Source organism: Paracoccus sp. pheM1, from assembly GCF_018499825.1.
In the GTDB taxonomy this organism is placed as follows: domain Bacteria; phylum Pseudomonadota; class Alphaproteobacteria; order Rhodobacterales; family Rhodobacteraceae; genus Paracoccus; species Paracoccus versutus.
The window spans coordinates 583,386-601,238 of record NZ_JAGXCX010000001.1 but is presented as its reverse complement, the minus strand read 5'-3'; the positions used below and the strand labels follow the sequence as shown (position 1 = coordinate 601,238).

General features: G+C 65.5%; 13 protein-coding genes. 8 read left to right on the top strand and 5 right to left on the bottom strand.

Annotated elements, in window-relative coordinates; translation table 11 throughout:
• The first annotated feature begins 279 nt into the window (after nt 1-279).
• Entirely contained in the window at nt 280-897 is a 618-nt protein-coding gene (locus KF941_RS27785) for a hypothetical protein (RefSeq protein WP_240540200.1), read from the top strand.
• 66 nt (nt 898-963) lie between these two features.
• Here KF941_RS27785 and KF941_RS03045 read toward each other — a convergent pair whose 3' ends face one another.
• Entirely contained in the window at nt 964-1,551 is a 588-nt protein-coding gene (locus tag KF941_RS03045) for a hypothetical protein (protein ID WP_214272512.1), read from the bottom strand.
• Between the two features lie 282 nt (nt 1,552-1,833).
• On the opposite strand from KF941_RS03045, the gene KF941_RS03040 reads away from it, so the two are divergent.
• From KF941_RS03040 to KF941_RS03010, 7 genes are all read left to right on the top strand, one after another.
• Entirely contained in the window at nt 1,834-2,589 is a 756-nt protein-coding gene (locus KF941_RS03040) for a hypothetical protein (protein WP_214272511.1), read from the top strand.
• A gap of 4 nt (nt 2,590-2,593) precedes the next feature.
• On the top strand, nt 2,594-4,825 hold the full coding sequence (locus KF941_RS03035; RefSeq protein ID WP_214272510.1) for a Mu transposase C-terminal domain-containing protein: 2,232 nt from the start codon (nt 2,594-2,596) through the stop codon (nt 4,823-4,825).
• A 2-nt stretch (nt 4,826-4,827) separates the two neighbouring features.
• Nucleotides 4,828-5,796 (top strand): TniB family NTP-binding protein, encoded by a 969-nt coding sequence (locus KF941_RS03030; RefSeq protein ID WP_140848629.1) that lies wholly within the window; start codon nt 4,828-4,830, stop codon nt 5,794-5,796.
• Nucleotides 5,797-5,798: 2 nt separating this feature from the next.
• Nucleotides 5,799-7,349, top strand: coding sequence for a TniQ family protein (locus KF941_RS03025; protein WP_214272509.1), 1,551 nt, complete (start codon nt 5,799-5,801; stop codon nt 7,347-7,349).
• Between the two features lie 830 nt (nt 7,350-8,179).
• Nucleotides 8,180-9,727: a S8 family serine peptidase gene (locus tag KF941_RS03020; protein WP_240540199.1), complete on the top strand. Its 1,548-nt coding sequence runs from the start codon at nt 8,180-8,182 to the stop codon at nt 9,725-9,727.
• A gap of 19 nt (nt 9,728-9,746) precedes the next feature.
• Entirely contained in the window at nt 9,747-10,001 is a 255-nt protein-coding gene (locus KF941_RS03015; protein ID WP_139293952.1) for a hypothetical protein, read from the top strand.
• Entirely contained in the window at nt 10,001-10,930 is a 930-nt protein-coding gene (locus KF941_RS03010) for a DNA/RNA non-specific endonuclease (RefSeq protein ID WP_214272507.1), read from the top strand. The genes KF941_RS03015 and KF941_RS03010 overlap by 1 nt, the downstream gene beginning before the upstream one ends.
• Here the strand turns inward: KF941_RS03010 and KF941_RS03005 are convergent.
• The 4 genes from KF941_RS03005 to KF941_RS02990 all read right to left on the bottom strand — a co-directional run bounded on the left by KF941_RS03005 (nt 10,915) and on the right by KF941_RS02990 (nt 17,794).
• Complete coding sequence (locus KF941_RS03005) at nt 10,915-12,567, bottom strand: acyl-CoA dehydrogenase family protein (protein ID WP_214272506.1); 1,653 nt, start codon at nt 12,565-12,567, stop codon at nt 10,915-10,917. The genes KF941_RS03010 and KF941_RS03005 overlap by 16 nt on opposite strands.
• Nucleotides 12,568-12,745: 178 nt before the next feature.
• Entirely contained in the window at nt 12,746-13,246 is a 501-nt protein-coding gene (locus KF941_RS03000; RefSeq protein WP_036759216.1) for an acetone carboxylase subunit gamma, read from the bottom strand.
• Nucleotides 13,247-13,315: 69 nt separating this feature from the next.
• Nucleotides 13,316-15,631, bottom strand: a complete 2,316-nt coding sequence (locus KF941_RS02995; protein ID WP_214272505.1) for a hydantoinase B/oxoprolinase family protein — start codon at nt 15,629-15,631, stop codon at nt 13,316-13,318.
• Nucleotides 15,632-15,646: 15 nt separating this feature from the next.
• Complete coding sequence (locus tag KF941_RS02990; RefSeq protein WP_114536414.1) at nt 15,647-17,794, bottom strand: hydantoinase/oxoprolinase family protein; 2,148 nt, start codon at nt 17,792-17,794, stop codon at nt 15,647-15,649.
• Between the last annotated feature and the right edge of the window lie 59 nt (nt 17,795-17,853).

Sequence of the window (17,853 nt, the reverse complement as noted above, 5' to 3'; positions counted from 1 at the left end):
GGCTGAGCAGGGCAGTCAACCACATACCGGTTATCTGACATATCGAACAACTGGGGGGGGGGGGGAGCGCTGACTTTCCGCACCCCACCTTCTAAACAGGGCATCGGTGCAGAGCTTTCTGCAACCGGCTTGGTTTTGCGCCGCCGTTGACAGCCCTGAAGCTGTGGCTCTTCGAGGCCGTCTGCTTTGGAATATTTTTTATCCGTTATATTTGCGAATAAATTTGACTCATGTCGGAGCCTCGCATACACCTTCCCCTCAAGACGGAAGGAGCCCGGCATGGCAAACTCGACCAACATGGCAGTCGCGCTCGCGGCCATCTTCGGCCAGACCCTGACGAGTGTCGAGGGACTCAGCCGGGCCCTTAAACAGGCCGGTCTGCGAACCGATGGCGGCAAGGGGCGTGGGGCAAGCAACATGGTGGGACAGGATACGTTCAACCTGGCGATTGTTCTTGCCGCTGGTGTTGGCATGACCGCCGCTCCGGCCTTCGTCCGCAACGTCATCGACATGGAGCTGAAGGGCGGTGTTCTCCTGCAGGGAGAGCAGGCCGTATGGGCACCGGGAAATCAGCCGCCCCGAGGTTCCACGCTTGGCCTCATGAAGCAGGATCTGCTGCCCGGCGTTGAGATCACCTCAACCCTCGGCGCGTTCATGGGCAACTGGATCGACGGCCTGTTCGACGCGACATTGCCGTGGAAGGACGAGGGTATTGCCAACCTTGAAGTTGGCCTGAGCGGTCCGTGGGCTGATTTTACTCTGGAGTGGGCGGGCAATCGACTGGAACTCGGCTTTGCCGCGCAAGGGGCGGATCCGAGGGCCGAGCCTGACTGGGAGCGCCGGATCATTTTGCGCGGAAACCTTTTCCGCAAGCTGGTGCAAATTGTTGAGGCCTGACCCACACAAACGCCCTTCGCGATCCCGAATTATTGCCTTCAGACAGTTGGTTCCGAACATGATCCCTCATATCGCCCTTCCGGCCTTCCGCCTGATACGCTGATCCATCCGGATCGGGCGCAGGGTATCGCTCAGCCTGATGTCCCCACTGAACTGATCGCCGGCAAACGGCCCCGAATCGCCTGTCACCAGACAGGCTGATCCAAGGCTGACCGGGCAGTCCAGCGGGCCATCCACCCCCGCGCTTTCCTGCGGCAGGCGAAATTCGGCAGTCAGGCCGATTGTTTTTCGCACGGCCGTTGCCCGATCCGGACCGGAGCGGAAGAACTGTCTGTCGCGGCTCCAGGAGGTCGGTCCACAAGACCTGCCCTCACCTGGCGCCCAACGGGATGCGAAAAACGGAAACCCCTTTGGGGGCGAAACCAACCCGTTGATAAGACTTGCTTTCTTCCAATCCGGCGGACTGCAGGATATTGTCCCGCGCGACAGACGCGCGGCTTTTCGGAGGGATGAAACGATGAAGACCTGAGCCCTTAGATACGAAAACGCCGGAATGTTGGCGCATTCCGACGTGATCGTCAGGAAGACCGAAGTCCACCAGCGTTGATACTGGTCCTTTAGCAGATTCAGCGGTCCGCCGCAAGGATCTGTCATGGGCGACGGCCTTCCTCACCATAGCAGGCCTCTTTCCTGACGCGGCTGACAGCCGGCCTTGTCCCGCCCGTGAATCCGGCGTGGCGGGGAACGGCGCCCTCATGCCCTGGAACCGGAAAGCGGCTGTGAGTGAACCGCGTCCCCCGCAGGGGGACGCTCCGAACATCACGGTCATGAGGCACCACGGCTGATCCGAAGTCCGACAGGCCGGCAAGCTGTGCCTCTCATGCCCACCCCACATTCGCCGGAAGCGTCGCTTCCGGCAACGAGAGAAGTTTGTCCATGACCAAGAACATCACTAACAAGAGCAAAGCGGCAATCCGGCCTGCGGATCCGGGGTATTCGGGACCGCACTACTTCGGCAACGACCTCGACCTCCATCTGCCCTCGCGGGCGGAGCGGAAGATCGCGCGCTTCTCGAAAGGTCACTTCACTGGCCGGATCGTGACCGGCGACCCCAAGGGAAATGCGGCCGGGCAGCTGATGCTGGTGGAGAGCAACCTCGAATTCAAATGGTGCCTCGTCCTTCTTGCCCGCCCGGAAACGAAGGACCTGCGCGAACAGGCCGGGTTCGAGTGGTATGACATCAACGGGGAGATGCATACCCACTACTTCGACTTCCTCCTTACCGAACGTAACGGGAAGCGGATCGCTTGCGCGGTCCGGCCCGCTGCCCGCATCCGTGGTCGCTTGGGTGCGACCATGCCACGGATCGCACACCAGGCGCGGAAGCGCGGTTTTGCCCATGATGTCCGTCTGCTGACCGACGACGATCTGGATCCCGTCGCCCTGTTCAACGCGAAGCTGATGCACGGCATGCGGCAGTCGCAGCCGGAGGCGGACATCGCAGCAGAAAGGGTGATCTCGGAAATGACCGGCATCGCCGTGATCGAGGATCTGGTCCGGCGCATCGGCATGGGCGCGGACGGCTACCGGGCCGCGGTGCGGCTGATCCGCCGCCACCGCCTCCGTCTTCTCGACCATGTGCGTATCGGCTACCAGACCGCCGTATATGCCGCCCCCGGTTACAGGGCGTGATGACATGCAGCACATCACGTTTGCACCGAACCCTACCCATCGGCTGGCCCTCAGCACCTACGACCGCCTGACCATCGCCGGCATGTCGGTGCCGCTGCGCCCGATCAGCTGCAACGACCACGGTTGGGTCTTGGCCGAGACCGAAGGGAACGGCCTGTCTGAGGTCTATCCGCATATGCAGCTGGCCGGTCTCGACAGGGCAGGCCATATCCGGCACGAGCGGGGATACTTTGACCAGAACCGGGCACGGGCGCGCTCGAGCAAGCCGTCGCAGGCGCTGATTTCCGCGCTTCCGCCGAAGCAACTCGCCCCGTTCCTGAAGAGCAGCGCCTATCTCGCGGCCTACCAAAAGCTCAAGTCGGAAGGGCTGATCAAGGCGAGCCAAGAGTCGTTTACGGCGAATGAGGCCCTGCTTTTCGCCACGGCTTCGCGACTGGTTGACGAGCTCAACCCCACCGCCGGGAGCAGTCTGTCGAGGTCGGCGGACTTCCGCAAGGTTCCATCCTGGTCGACGCTGAAGCGATGGCAGAAGCGCGCTCGCCTCGGCGGTGAGGCCGCGCTGCCGGGGCGTTTTCACAAGCGCGGCAACCGAAACCGCAAGATGGATGGCGAGGCCATCGCCCTGATGGTCAGGACGATCCGGCGCGTTTGGCTCGACGAAAACCGCAGGGAGGCGAAACAGGTCTGGGAAGCGGTCGAGCGCGCCTTCAAGGCCGCCAACGAACAGCGCAAGATGGACGGCCAGCTGCCGCTGGTGCCGCCTTCGCGGGAGACCGTGCGAAAGGAGATCGCGCTGATCGATCCTTTCGGTGCAACGCTCGCACGCATCGGCCCCGGTGCCGCCCGGACGAAGTTCAGGCCGGTAGGAGCTGGCATCGAGGTGACCCGGGCCGGTGAGCGGGTCGAAATCGACGAGATCTCCATCGACCTCTTCACCATTCCGGAGATGCGCATGTTCATCGACGGAATCCCTGCGGCGCTGCGCAGGCGGCTCGGCGTCGACAAAAAATCCATCCGATGGACCGTCACCGTGGCCATCGATGTCCGGACCCGCTGCATCCTGGGCATCGCAATCAGCCGGACACCCAATCACCGCGCGGCACGGCAAGTGCTGCAGATGACCATGGTGAACAAGGGCAGATGGGCGTGCGCTGCCGACGCCCATGACTCTTGGGACATGGCATGTGTCCCCGAACTGATCGTCTCGGATGGCGGATCCGCCTTTATCGCGCCCGAGTTCAAGATGGCCTGCGCCGATCTCGGCATCGCCACCGAGATCGCTGTCGGGGGCCTGCCCGAGCTTCGGGCCTTCATCGAGCGAATCTTCGGAACACTCAACCTGCGCCTGCTTCCGCTGCTGAGCGGCCGGACCTTCGGTGATGTGGTTGAAAAGGGTGAGGCGGATCCGCAGTCGCTCGCCGCCCTGACCTTCGACGATCTGGCCTTTTGCCTGACCAGATGGATCGCAGACGCCTATCACAACACGCCGCATTCGGGCCTGGGGGGAAAGACACCCCGACAGGTTTGGCAGGAACTCGTGGCCCGGGACGGGGTCGCCCCGTCCCCCGACAACCAGCGCTGGCGGATGGTGTTCGGAGAACGCCTGATCCGCACGCTGGACAAACGCGGCATCATGGTTCTGGGGGTGCGCTATCACTGCGAGGCGCTGGCGCTCTGGATGACCCGCAAAGGGGAACAAAAGCTGCATGTGCGCTGGCATCCCCGCGATCTCGGAGGCATCGAGGTCTACCTCGGAGACCAATGGATCACCGTGCCCGCCGTGAAGAGCGGCTTCGAGACCTGGGACGCACTGGTCGGTAAAAGCGCCAATATCTGGCTGGATGCCATTCGCAACCTCCGCACCGCCCATCCGGACCGCAAGACCCTCTACTTCGACATGATCGACGAGGCGATGCGGGCGATCGAGGAGCGCAACGCGCAGGCCCGGTGCCTGGCCGACCTTTTCGTCGACGAATGGACCGAGGAACGTATCGAACAGGCGCGGCAACGGCTCCTCATCAGCTTCAGCACCTCCGCCCGTCCGCAGCCTGGAGTGCCGACCACCGATGGCCCGGGCCGTTCGATCCCTGCACCTGACGACGACGAGGATGAGCGGCTGCCGATCCCGCGCACCGCCGAGAAGCCTGCCCGGCGCAAGCCCGACATGTCCGGCCGCACCGCCTCCGGCCCAAGCGGCGAAATTTCTTCTGACAAAAACTGGAGCATCGAGGAATGACCATGCGTAACCCCGCCGATATCACCGAGACCATGGACAAGATCCGGAGCCTCTATATCCGGACCGAGCGCGACAATAGCTTCGCCGACCACCTGGACCGCCTGCTGTCCCGCGACGCCGAGGGCAACCTCCTGCCCGTGGCGCAGCGCTTTACCACGACCCGCGAAACCCGCGGGGTGATGGTGATCGATGAGCCGGGCGGCGGCAAGTCCACCCTCATCGACCATGCTCTCCGGCGCCATCCGGCGCTGAATGCCGGGCCGGACGGACAGCAGGCATGGCTTGCCGGCTCGGTTCCGTCGCCTGCCACGTTCAAGAGCATGATTGGCCATCTTCTGGAACAGAGCGGTTATCCTCCGATCCAGGGCCGCCGGGAGGCATGGTCGCTGGTGCAGTTGCTGCGTGCCCGATTCACGGTTTGCGGCATTGCCGTCCTTTTGATCGATGAGGCTCACGACCTGTTCTGCGCCGATCGCGGCCTGATCCTGCGGGCGATCAAATCGCTGATGCAGGGCGACGAGGCGGTTGCCATCATTCTCTCCGGCACCGGGAAGCTGCGCGATATCCTGCGGTCCGATCCGCAGGTCCAGCGCCGCTTCACCACGCTGCTTCTGCCGCCTGTCGACGCGGTGGCGGACCGCGCTCATATCACCGACATGATTGCGGCCTATTGCGAGCGTGCCGATCTGGAGCCGCCCGCCGAGCCCGATCTGGTCGATCGGCTGGTCCATGCTTCCCGCTACCGTTTCGGTCGCTGCATCGAGGCCGTCATCGGCGCCATCGAACGCGCCCTGATCCAAGGGCACGAAAGTCTGGACATGGGTCATTTCGCCGAGGACTGGACTCTGAAGGAGGGGAACGAACCGCATCGCAATATCTTCCTTGCGGAAGAATGGTGGCTCATCGATCCCGACCGCGAACCGGAGGAGGACATGCCTGTCGTCAACCCGCGCCGGAAGCGGAGCAAGTAACCATGGCCCGTCTTTTCCCCCGCCTGCCCTTCGTCCCCGACGAAACGCCGCTCTCCTGGGCCGCGCGGCTTGCCGCCTTCCATACCGGCGGGCGGCTGGTGCCGTTCCTCAACGATCTGGGTATCGCGCTCGTGGATCTGGTCGCGGGCGCAACGGAAGCGATCACGCGCCTCTGCGACATCGCGGATCAGGATCCGGATCCGGTGCTGCACAATACCATTCATGCCTTGGGGGAGCGCCAGTTCCTTCTGCGCGACGAGTCCTTTGCGGCCGAGATGACCACCGGGCCGGAGACACGCTTCTGCCCAGCCTGCCTGGCCGAGGACGAGGCGGGCGGATATCGACCCGACGCCCTGCGCCGCGGGCGGCTCATCTGGCGCTTGCAACCGGTCCGGGTCTGCCCGGTCCATCATCTGACGCTGATCTCGCGTCGGCTGAACAGATGGGACGATATCGCACACGAGCTTTCGGTTCTCGTGCCGGAAGGCCAACGGGCGCTACTGGCCCTGGCGGAAACCGCCCCTGTCCAACAGCCCTCCCCGTTGCAGGGCTATGTTCTTGCCCGCTTGGAGGGCCAATCGGGTCCCGCATGGGCCGACGGTCAGGGTATCGAACAGGTCACCCGCGCAACCGAAATGCTCGGCGGAGTGCTGGAGTTCGGGACGCAGGCCAAGCCGGCGGAACTCTCCATGACCGACTGGAATCGTGCCAGCAACAGTGCTTGGCCCTATGTCAGGCGGGGCGAGGCCGGTGTCCGATCCGGGCTGGACATGCTGCAACAGAGGGCAGTTGAACGGGGTATGGTCGGTCATCGCAACCGGTTCGCCACCTTCGGCATGCTCTACCGATGGCTTTCCTCGCCAAAACTTATCAAAGACCCCGGTCCTATCCGCGAAGTGCTGCGCCGGCACATTATCGACACGATGGACACCAAGCCAGGCGAGGTGCTGCTCGGCGAAGCCGTGGGCATTCCGAAATGGAGCAGCATTTCCTCCATCGCGAAATCCGGCGGCGTGCATCCACTCACCCTGAGGGACGTGCTGATCGCCAGCCGGGCCATTCCGCCCAAAGCGAAAGATCAGTCCTGCTCAGCAACCCTCGTGGATTTTCAAATCGGACACAGGGTGGCGTTAGAGATGCGCCGGGCCGTCGCGGTCACCGCGCTGCCCGGACTGCTGAACGCCTCGCGCCCGATGGTGACCTGTCTCATCAACACCGGCCTTCTGGCCGCCCTGCACGGAAGCAACGGTCGGAAGCAGGGCAAGGTCAGCCGTTCGGTTGACAGGTTGCGCGTGGAAGCGCTGATCAACGAAATCAACCAAATCTTCCCAAAGGTGGAATCCGCGCCAGCGGGCCACGTGAAGCTGGCAAAGGCCGCCGAGATGAGCCGGCTGCCGATGGAGGTCATCCTGATCGGGGTGTTCGGGCACCATCTGGAACGCGTGCTCCGCCTGCAGCGCGAACCGGGTCTCGGTGGTTTGCTCGTCGATCCGCAAGAGGTGAAAGCGCTGCCCGCCAGGATTCCGGACAAGGACATGCCCTTCGTGCTCTGAGCCTGTCCCGGCAGGTTCCGCTTTCGGCTCGGGCATCGTCCATGAGTGGGTGATTCCGCTTCATCCTCCCCTGCGCATCTATCGACCGCGTCCAATCCTCAGACTTCATGCATGCCGCCTTCGGGCGGCATTTTTCTTGCCTGAATTTCGAAGTTTCGAGGGTCACTTTATGGTTGCAGAAGGGTCAAAGACTTGAGGGTCCGGCAGAACCCATGCAAATTATAAAAACATTTCAGTGCTTTGTAGATCGCCCTGATTGAGGTGGGTCATTTTATGGTTGGCGGCACAATAGGGACTCGGATCTGTTCCAGCCAAGGCTGGAGCAAATCCGCCGGGACCGCCTCGGCTACGCTTGGCGCGGAAACGGGGCGGCCGCTGAAATCCGGCAATCGACAGCGCGGATCATCCACCGCTCTTTGCGAAAATACTGCCGCCTCATTCGCCATCACGGCGGTTGGCGCGGCCCTGTCTCCCGATGCGCGTCCTTAAAGCGCTGACAATCGCGACCGAAACTCATCCGACAGATGCAAGCCAGGCCGTGACATAGCCCTTGAGGGCAAAGCCGGTGCTGCTGCTTCCTTGCGGTCCAATGCCCGCGGCTCGCACTTGCCACAGGCATTGCACATCGTGGAAAGGGCCTGCCTTTTCATTCCCGCCCTGCGCTGGAACGACTGAACGGCCCCCGGCTTCTCCCAAGGCCCGAAACGACGGCCCGCCGCGGCCGGGAAAGGCGATAGGCGTGCCGGCACATGCCCGCCGGGCCGCAAACCGCATCTGGCGAAATCGCGTCAAAGGTGTAGCCTTGTGATTGCAGCTAGGAGCCGATGCGCATGTCCCGAAAGACCGCCCGCTATGTGATCGTCCCCGACGACAACGTCTTCAACGACAGCATGGAGACCACCAGCTTCCGGCTGTTCCGCGCCATGCACCGGCGGCTGTTCCGCGCGGCCGGGGCAAGGCCCGCCGACAGCATGGCGCAGGGCGCCTGCGAGGGCTCGGCACCGGCGACAAGGCCGCGGCTGCGGATGCTGGAGACCGAGGTCGGCCGCATCCGGCTGCTCGATTCCATCGGCGAGAACGAGGCCTCGCTGGTCAGCATGACGCCCGAGCAGGCGCGCGAATTGCAGCGCGCCTATCCCGGCCTGCGGGTGCGGCGCGAATTGCGGCTTTACCCGCTGCGCTACGGCCGGCTCAACATCATCCGCAAGGAGGCCAAGCCCGCCGCCTTCCGCTCGGCCAAGGAGCTTGAGCTGCGCTGCGTCGATGCGGCCAGCGGCAAGCCGGTTGCCGGGGCCTCGGTGGTGGTGGTGCTGGACGGCCGGCGCGGCTTCGGCATCTCGGATGCGGTGACGGACAAGGACGGGCGGTTCCGCACGCCGCTACCCGCGGGCCAGGCTCGCATCGACGCGGTGATCTGCCAGCCGCTGGCCGGATACTGGCCCGGCGGGGCCGAGGACATCCCCGTCAAGGAAGAGGGCGTGACCGGGCTGGAGCTGCCGCTGGTCCCCATCGCCGCGGATTTCGCGGACGGGCTGGACCGGATGCTGGCGCCGGCGAAGAAAACCGACGGGCGGGACGTCCGCGTCGCCATCGTGGACACCGGCGTCGATCCCGCCAAGGGGCTGAACCTGGAACGCGGGCTGAACACCACCGGGACCGAGCCCGCCGACGAATGGTTCGACAACGGCACCGGCCATGGCACCCATGTCGCCGGCATCGTGGCACGGGTTGCGCCGGGGGTGGTGCTGCATTCCTATCGCGTCTTCGAAAAGGGCGAGGGCGGGGCCAGCGAATTCGCCATCGCCCGCGCCATCCGCCAGGCGGTCGAGGACGGCTGCGACATCGTCAACCTGAGCCTGGGCCAGTCCTCCGAGCCGATCGCGATCTCGCGCGAGGTGCGCCGCGCGCGTGCCCTGGGCGTGGTCTGCGTCGCGGCGGCGGGCAACGACTACATGTCGCCCGTGTCGTATCCGGCGCGCTCGGGCGTGGTGGCGGCGGTATCCGCCGGCGGCGTGCTGGACGCCTGGCCCGAGGGCGCGATCACCGGACGAAATGTCGCAGGCGACCCTGCCCCGGTCCAGGACCGCTTTTTCGCCCGATTCAGCAATATCGGGCCGGAAGTGGACTTTATCGGACCGGGCGTGGGTATTATATCTTGGGTCGACAAGACCTCGAAAGGGGTGATGGACGGCACCTCGATGGCCTGTCCCGCCGTGGCCGGGCTGATGGCGCGATTGCTGTCCCGCACCCCCGAGATCCTTTCGTCAGAGCGCAACCAGCAGCGCTCTGACGACATTATCAAGCTGGCGAACAGCCATGCTGTTCCGATCGGTTTCGGCCCCCGCTACGAAGGCGCCGGCCTGATCGACCAGAAATGACGGCACAGAGGTGATGACCATGAAGGCCGAACGCAAGAAGACCCCGAGCTGCGTGCTCGTCTATTCCGATGACCGCGACCCCAGCCGCGAGGAAACCGCCGAGGTGCTGGACCAGTTGAAGCCGTTTCCCGCCGAAGAGGTCGTGCCGGGGACCATCCGGGTCAAGGGCAGCGTGAAAGACGTGCGCAAATGCCTGGGCGATCTTGCGCATTGGCAATTGGCGCAGGAAAAGATCTTCCGGCTCAATCCTCCGCACAAGGCGCAGCTGCGCTGATGCGGCGCGGCTTCGGCCCGCCCGCCGGGCCGGACCCGCTGCGGGTGGTCGAAACGCCGCTGCCGCTGGAAAGCTATGGCGACCGGCAGGGCTATGACCCGCGCTTCATCCTGCCCGAGCAGCCCCTGCCCCTGCCCGGCCCAGGCCGCTGGGCGGGTGATCTGGTGGGCCTGCTTCCCGAGGCGCGCGATCCCGGCGGGGACGGGACCGAGATCCGCTATACCCATTTCTCGGTCCGCATGGCGCGGTCGCGCGGCCTGCCGCTTTGCAGCGCCTGCAACATCGACGGCAGCCGGTCCCGGCGCGGCCTGCCGCGCAGCGACGTCTGGCGGCGCGACCCGCGCATCGACCCGCAGGCGCAGAACCTGCGCGAAGGCTATGGCAACGACCACCAGGGCCTGTTCAGCCGCGGCCACCTGACCCGGCGCGAAGACCCGAACTGGGGTCCGCCCGAGATCGCGCGGCTGGCCGAGGCGGACACATTCCACATCACCAATGCCGCCCCGCAGCGGCAGGGCTTCAACGGCGGCATCTGGCTGGCGCTGGAGGATTACGTGCTGGACAATGCCGACCGCGCCAACCTGAAGGTGACGGTCATCACCGGCCCCATGCTCTCGGCCCAGGATCCGGTCTATTACAACCGCCAGATCCCCACCGCCTTCTGGAAGATCCTGGCCTTCGTCCATGCCGGGACCGGGGAACTCACCACCATCGGCTATCGCCGCTCGCAGATGGATTACCTGCCCCGGCCGGCGGGCGGGCGCTTCGTCTTTGGCGATTTCCGCGACAGCCAGGTGCCGATCCGCGCCATCGCGCAGGAAAGCGGGCTGGACCTTGCCGCCTATGCCGAACTGGACGTGATGGCCGGCGCATCGCCCGAGATGGAGATCCGGGTGGCCAGCGCCGCCGATTTCTACCTGTCGCGCTGATCTGCCGTTTCCGCCTCGACCGGGAAGCCCTGGGCCAGGATGCGCTCGGCCATGGCGGCGGGGATGGCGCCGGGGGTGCGGCCGCGCTCGGCGCCAAGGCGCGTGCGCACGAAAGCCCCGGCCAGGTCGGCATCGCCCTGGACCAGCAGCACGGCAGCGGCCAGCAGCAGGGCGCTGCGCTCGGTGAACCAGCGCGCCTCGGCCTCGGGCACGCCGCCGCCCCAGCGCTCGCGATGCGCGGCCAGCGCCGCGTCATAGGCCGGGTCCAGCCCCAGGGCGCTATCCAGCCGCACCGCCAGCGTCTCGGCCGCCAGGGGTTCGCGCGCCAGCGTGCGCAGCACGTCGAGGCAGATCACATTGCCCGATCCTTCCCAGATGCCGTTCAGCGGCGCCTCGCGGTACAGCAGCGGCAGGGGCGTGTCCTCGACATAGCCCATGCCGCCCAGCACCTCCATCGCCTCGGCCACGACCATGGGACACAGCTTGTTCGACAGGTATTTCGCCAGCGCCACGCCGATGCGGGCAAAGGCGCGATCCTCGGCCTCGCAGCCGTCGAAGCTGGCGGCGACATGCAGGCCAAGCGCCAGGCAGCCCTGCCAGTCCAGCACCAGGTCGGCCAGCACCGCCCGCATCAGGGGCTGGTCGATCAGCCGGCGCTGGAAGGTGCTGCGATGGGCGGTCCAGTGATGCGCCTCGCGCAGCGCCGCCCGCATCAGCCCGGCCGGCGCCATGGCGGTATCGAGCCGGGTGTGATGCACCATCGCAAGGATGGTGCGGATGCCCTCGCCCTCGTCGCCGATCCGCCAGGCCAGGGCGCGGCAATATTCGATCTCGGCCGAGCCGTTCGAGCGGTTGCCGAGCTTGTCCTTGAGCCGCTGGATGCGGATGGCGTTGCGCCCGCCCTCCAGCCAGCGCGGCACCAGGAAGCAGGTCAGCCCGCGCCCGGTCTGCGCCAGCGTCAGGAACCCGTCCGACATCGGCGCCGAGCAGAACCATTTATGCCCGGTCAGCCGCCAGGCATCGCCGTCCGGCTCGGCCCGCGTGGTGTTGGCGCGCAGGTCGGAACCGCCCTGCTTTTCCGTCATCGCCATGCCCAGCGTCGCGCCCTGCTTGGCGGAAAGCGGCAGCACCGCCGGGTCGTAGCGCCGCGAAAGCAGCGCCGCCCGCCAGTCGCCGGGCAGGTCCGCGGCGCCCGAGACGACCGGGATGGCGGCATAGGTCATGGTCAGCGGGCAGCAATGCCCCGGCTCGACCTGGCTGGCCAGATAGACCATGGCGGCATGGGTCAGGTGGCCGGCCGGCCCGCCCTCCCACGCGACCGAGTGATAGCCGGCGGCGATGGAATCGCGCATGAAGCCATGCCAGGCGGGGTGAAAGCGCAGCTCGTCCAGCCGCCGGCCGCCGCTGTCGAACAGGACAAGTTCGGGCGGATGGCGGTTGGCATCGCGCGCCGCCCCCGCCGCCTCGGCCCGGCCGAGCCACGCGCCATAGCGGGCCAGCCCCTCGGGCTGCGCGCCGCCGGCCTCCAGCATGGCGCGCAGGGCCGGATCGTCGCGCCACAGGTCGCGGTCGCCGGGGCCCGGCGGCTGGTTCAGCACCTCATGCGTGCCCAACTCGGCGGTCGGATCGATGCGCATGGCCAGGCCCCTCCTGCTGCCTCGTGCCGGGCGATCCTAACCCGGAAGGCCGCCTCGTCGCGAGTCCCGATCGGGAAACGGACGGGCGGGCGGGCGATCGGCATGGAAAACCGCGGCGAAAACCGCGGCCGCCCGCATCGGGGCAGCCGCGGCGTCGGGCATGGCTCGGGACCGGCGGTCAGGCGCGTTCGGGGACGGGCAGGTCCAGCCAGTCGCGATAGAAGGTGTCGATGTCCGGTTCGAAATCATGGATCACCGGATACCAGGGCGTCGGCGCCTCGACATCCAGCAGATCGCCCGAGAGCGGGCAGAAATACTCCCGGATCACCTGCCATTCCGGCGAAGGCGCCATCAGCCGCGGATACAGCTCTTCCATCTGCGCCGGGGTGCTGCGCACGCGGATGCGGGCATGCAGCTTCCAGTTCTGGTCCCATTCGCAGAAATCGTAACCGGCCTGGCTGCGGATCATCCATTTCTTGTCCGACTGGCGCTGGACGATGTAGAGCTTGGGCCCCAGCGGCAGGATGATCGGGTCGTCCCAGTCCACCTGTTCCTGCAGGATCTCCAGGTAGATCTGGAAACGCTCCTTGTCCTTGGGCGTGGCCAGCATGGTGTGCAGCGTGTCGCGGTCGATCTTGCCGTCCACCAGGTCTTTGATCTTGGCTTTGGTATAGGCCATCATGTCCTCCCTTGGATTGGCCTTGAAGGGGTTGGCTGCGCCCGAGGGGGACCGGACGCAGCCGGGGCGTCATTCCTCGACGAATTGCACGGTCCTGACGTCCGGCAGTTCCGAGATGTCCATCGAGTATTCGCGCCCGTAGGAAGGGATCGGCAGGTCCGCCTCCATCAGCTTCCAGTCCGCCGGCAGGTTCCAGAAGTCCCGGAACTGCTGCTCGAACCGCGGCCCCAGCTTGAAGGATGCGGCAAACATCTGCTGGACATGCACGCCCGCGTCCTTGGCCAGGATGCGCTGGCGCTCGGCCTCCATCCATTCCTGGGTGGGCACCGATTCCTCCAGCCGCTGCTTGCGGATTGCCTTGCGCCGCGCCTCGGTCGCGGCCAGGTCCACGCCCTTCATGCCGTCGCCCGCGTCCTTCAGCACCACGCCATAGACGCTTTCGGCAAAGCGGGGCAGCAGGTAGCCGCCGTTCACGTCGTCGGCCACCTTCTGCGGCTCGCGGTCCAGCGGATCGCCGAAGCCGGGCCCGCCGCGCATGTAGTTCAGATAGAGGTCGTAGTCCTTGAACATGGCCTCGGTGGTGATCGCCTGCTTGTCGCGCTTGATGCGCGCATCGGGCAGCATCGCCTCCCAGGTCGGGTTCTCGGGGTCGGTGTCGCCGCCATGCGGGATGGCGCCGCCCTGGGCGATGATTTCCTGAAGCCGGGTGTCATGCGCCTCGAAGCGATAGCCAGAGGCGGCGGGATAGCCGCCCATCAGCCCCCAGTCCGAGCTGATATGGCCGTTGCCCATGAAGAACATGGTCCAGTCCTTGGCGTTCCAGACCATGCGCAGCGATTCAAAGCCGCAGCCGCCGCGATACTTGCCCGCGCCGCCGGAGCTGGCCTTGATCTGCCGGCCCAGATAGACCAGCGGCTCGGCCAGTTCCCAGATCTCCATGTCGCCCATGTCGCCTTCCGGGTTCCAGACCGCGGCGGCATGGCTGATGCCATCCATATGCGCGCTGGCGCCGACGCCGTTCGCCGCGCATTCGAACGAGTTCACGGCATGGATCTCGTCATACTGGTTGAAGCCACCGCCCTGCAGCCAGTTCGAGGTATTGGCGTTGCCGGCATTGACCTCTTCCAGGTAGCCGCGGCCGAAATAGGCCCGGCTGAGACCCCGCCACAGCGCCGTCCAGGAACTGACCAGGAAGTGCCAGGAATAGCTGAAGGCGACGCGCCGGTCGTCGGGGTTCATCCAGGTGCCTTTCGGCAGCCGGAACTCGGTGCCGTAGGCGGCGCCGTCGTTGATCATCTCGGTCGGGATCAGCGACTGGGTCATCATCACCCAGATGCCGCTGGTGAAGCTGACCTGATGGGCGTTGTAGGTATGCCAGCCCCAGCGGCTCGATCCCTCGAAGTCCAGCCGCCAGGTGCCGTCGCCGCGGATGGTGATCTCGGACGGCGTGTGCATGATCGTGTCGACCTTGGCAAAGTCGGACGGAACCCGCACGTCGTCATGGGCATAGGGGACGTCGACGAAGCCGACCTGGCGATACTTGCCGGGGATGGTCATCGCCTTGATGCGGGCCTGCAGGCCGATGCGGCCGTGTTCCACCGCCTCATAGGCGAATTTCCAGTAGGACTCGATGCCTTCGTCGGCGATCACCTCCTGCACCAGGTCGCGGATCATGTGGCAGCCGGCGACGCGGGTACGCTCGTCCAGCATCCAGTAGCGGGTGGTGCGCACCATGCGCTGGCTTTCATGCAGCCAGTCGCGGAACAGCGTGTCGTTCTCGCCGATCTTGCGGCAGGTAATGGAATAGCCGTCGCCAAAGCGCTGCACCTGCCCGGTGGACATCGACCCCGGCCCGACCGAGCCGGTGTCGATCACATGGGTCACGCCGCCGACCCAGCCGATCAACTCGCCCTCGTGGAAGATCGGGACGATGGTGTGGATGTCGCAGGGATGGACGTTGCCGATCAGGCTGTCGTTGTTGCAGAAGATGTCCTTGTCGCGGATGCCGGGGTTATGCTCCCAGCCGTTCTCGATCATGTATTTGATCGCCGCGCCCATGGTGCCGACATGGATGATGATGCCGGTCGAGGTCAGGATGCTGTCGCCGGCGGCGTTGTAGAGGGTGAAGCACAGTTCCCCCTCCTGCTCGACGATGGGCGAGGCGGCGATCTTCTTGGCGGTCTCGCGCGCATCGACCACCCCGGCGCGCAGCCGGGAAAACAGCTTGTTATACTTGATCGGATCGCTGTCGCGCAGGTCCAGCCGCTCGAGGCCGGCGTAATGTTTGGTCCGCTTGGTGGCCTCCATCAGCCGGTCGCGGTGCTGCTTCAGGGTCTCGCCGCCGCGGACGATGCCGCCGGTGTCGACCTTCGTTTGCATGTTCATGGTGTCATTCCTCCCTTAGACTTCCTTGAGGTGGAACAGGCGATGCCCGTCCAGGAACGTCTCGAAACCGCCCGGCACGACGAAGGTCGTGGCATCGGATTCGATGATCGCGGGGCCGGTGATGCGGTTGCCCGGCTGCAGCTTTTCCATCTGGTAGAGCTGCGCATCGACCCATGTCTTGTGGCGATAGAACTTGCGGGTGCCCAGCTTGGCATCCTCGGGCGGGGTTTCGCCCTGCAACTCCTCCTTGGGGATCTTGGGCTTGGGGATCGGCACCGTGCCGCGCATGATCGCGCCGGTCACGGAATAGCCCAGTTCGGGCGAGCGCGCCGAGGCGGCATAGACCCGGCCATAGGTGTCGTTGAACGCCTCGACCAGCTTGTCCCAATCCTCGGCGGAATGCGCCTCGGTGATCGGGCTTTCGATCTCCAGGTCGTTCAGCTGGCCGCGATACTGCATGCGGAAGCCCGGTTGCAGCTTGACCCGATCGGGGCTGTAGCCGTTGATCTCGAACTCTTCCAGCACGCGCTCGCGCAGTTCCTCCCAGGCGGCTTGCAGGGTCTTGGCCTGGTTGGCCTTCAGGTCGGCGCTGGCGTCGGTGGCGATGTTGATGTCCAGCGACTTGTCATAGCGGTATTCGAAATCCGCCGCCGCGCAGCCGAAGGCGGAAAAGCCCGCAGCCCAGGCCGGCACGATCACGTCCTCGAAGCCCAGCCCCTCGGTATAGCCGTAGGTATGGACCGGCCCGGCGCCGCCATAGCTGAAGCAGACGAAGTTGCCCGGCGTCGAGCCCTTGCCCGAGATCATCGAGCGCAGGTAGTCGCGCAGGTCGCTGTCCAGAAGCTCGATCACGCCGGCCGCCGCATCCTCGACCGACAGGCCCAGCGGATCGGCGATCTGTTCCTTCATCGCGTTCCAGGCGCGCTCGCGGTCCAGCTTGACCTGGCCGCCCAGGAAGTTGTCGGGGTTCAGATAGCCCAGGATGACGTGGCAGTCCGAGATGGTGACGGTCTCGATCCCCGATTCGGCCCAGCAGACGCCGACGCGATAGCCAGCGCTGTCCGGCCCCAGCTTGATCGCCTTGGTATAGGGGTCGAGCCGGATGAAGCTGCCCGCCCCGGCGCCGACCGAATCCATGGCGACAAGCGGCAGCGACAGGACCAGCCGCGCCATGTCGGGGTCGTTGCGGATGGTCAGCTCGTTCTGGGTGATCAGCGCCACGTCAAACGATGTGCCGCCGATGTCGGAACAGGCGATGTTGGAATAGCCCAGCACCTCGCCCAGGTATTTCGCCCCGATCACCCCGCCGATGGGGCCCGAGACGATGGTGCGCGCCAGTTCCTTGGCCTTCCAGCTGATGGTGCCGCCATGGGTCGCCATCACCCGGAAGTCGAATTTCGAGCCGTTCTCCTTGAAGGCCGACGAGATCTTGTTCAGCGTCTGCCGCGACGGCTCGGCGGCATAGGCTTCCAGGATCGTGGTATTGGTGCGGTGGGTTTCCTTGCGCACCGGGTAATAGTCGGTCGAGGCAAAGACCGGGATCGACTTGCCCGAGGCCGCCACCTCTTCCTGCACGATGTCGCGCACCCGGCGTTCATGGCCGGGGTTGCGATAACTGTGCAGAAGCGAGATCACGATGCCCTCGACATCCTGCGCGATCAGGTCGCGCGCCGCCTGCCGCGCGGTATCCTCGCGCAGCGGGATGACCACGGTCCCGGACATGTCCACGCGCTCCATCACGCCGCGGGTCAGGTGGCGCGGCACCAGCGGCTCGTCGTAGTAATGCGTGTTCAGGTGGATGCGGTCCTCGTAGGCAAAGCCCAGATAGGCCTGGATCGCGCGGCCCATGCGGTGGAAGTCCTCCATCCCCGCATTGACGATCAGCCCGCAGCGCAGCCCCTTGCGCTGCACCACGCGGTTCAGCATGGCGGTGCCGGAATAGACGCCGGTCTGGATGCCGGACAGCGCCTCCTCCAGCGTCAGGCCCCAATGCTCAAGCCCTTCCTTGGAACTGGCGATCAGGCCGAGCGCCTCGTTCTGCGGCGTCGATTGCGCCTTGCCGACGACGAATTCGCCCTCGCTGTCGACAAAGAACGTGTCGGTCATGGTGCCGCCGGCATCGATGCCCAGCACCTGCACCTTGCGATTGTTGGATTTGTCCAATGGCACGGTTTTCTCCTCCCATTGCGCCACCTCCCCGTGGCGTAATGACAGGATGGAAC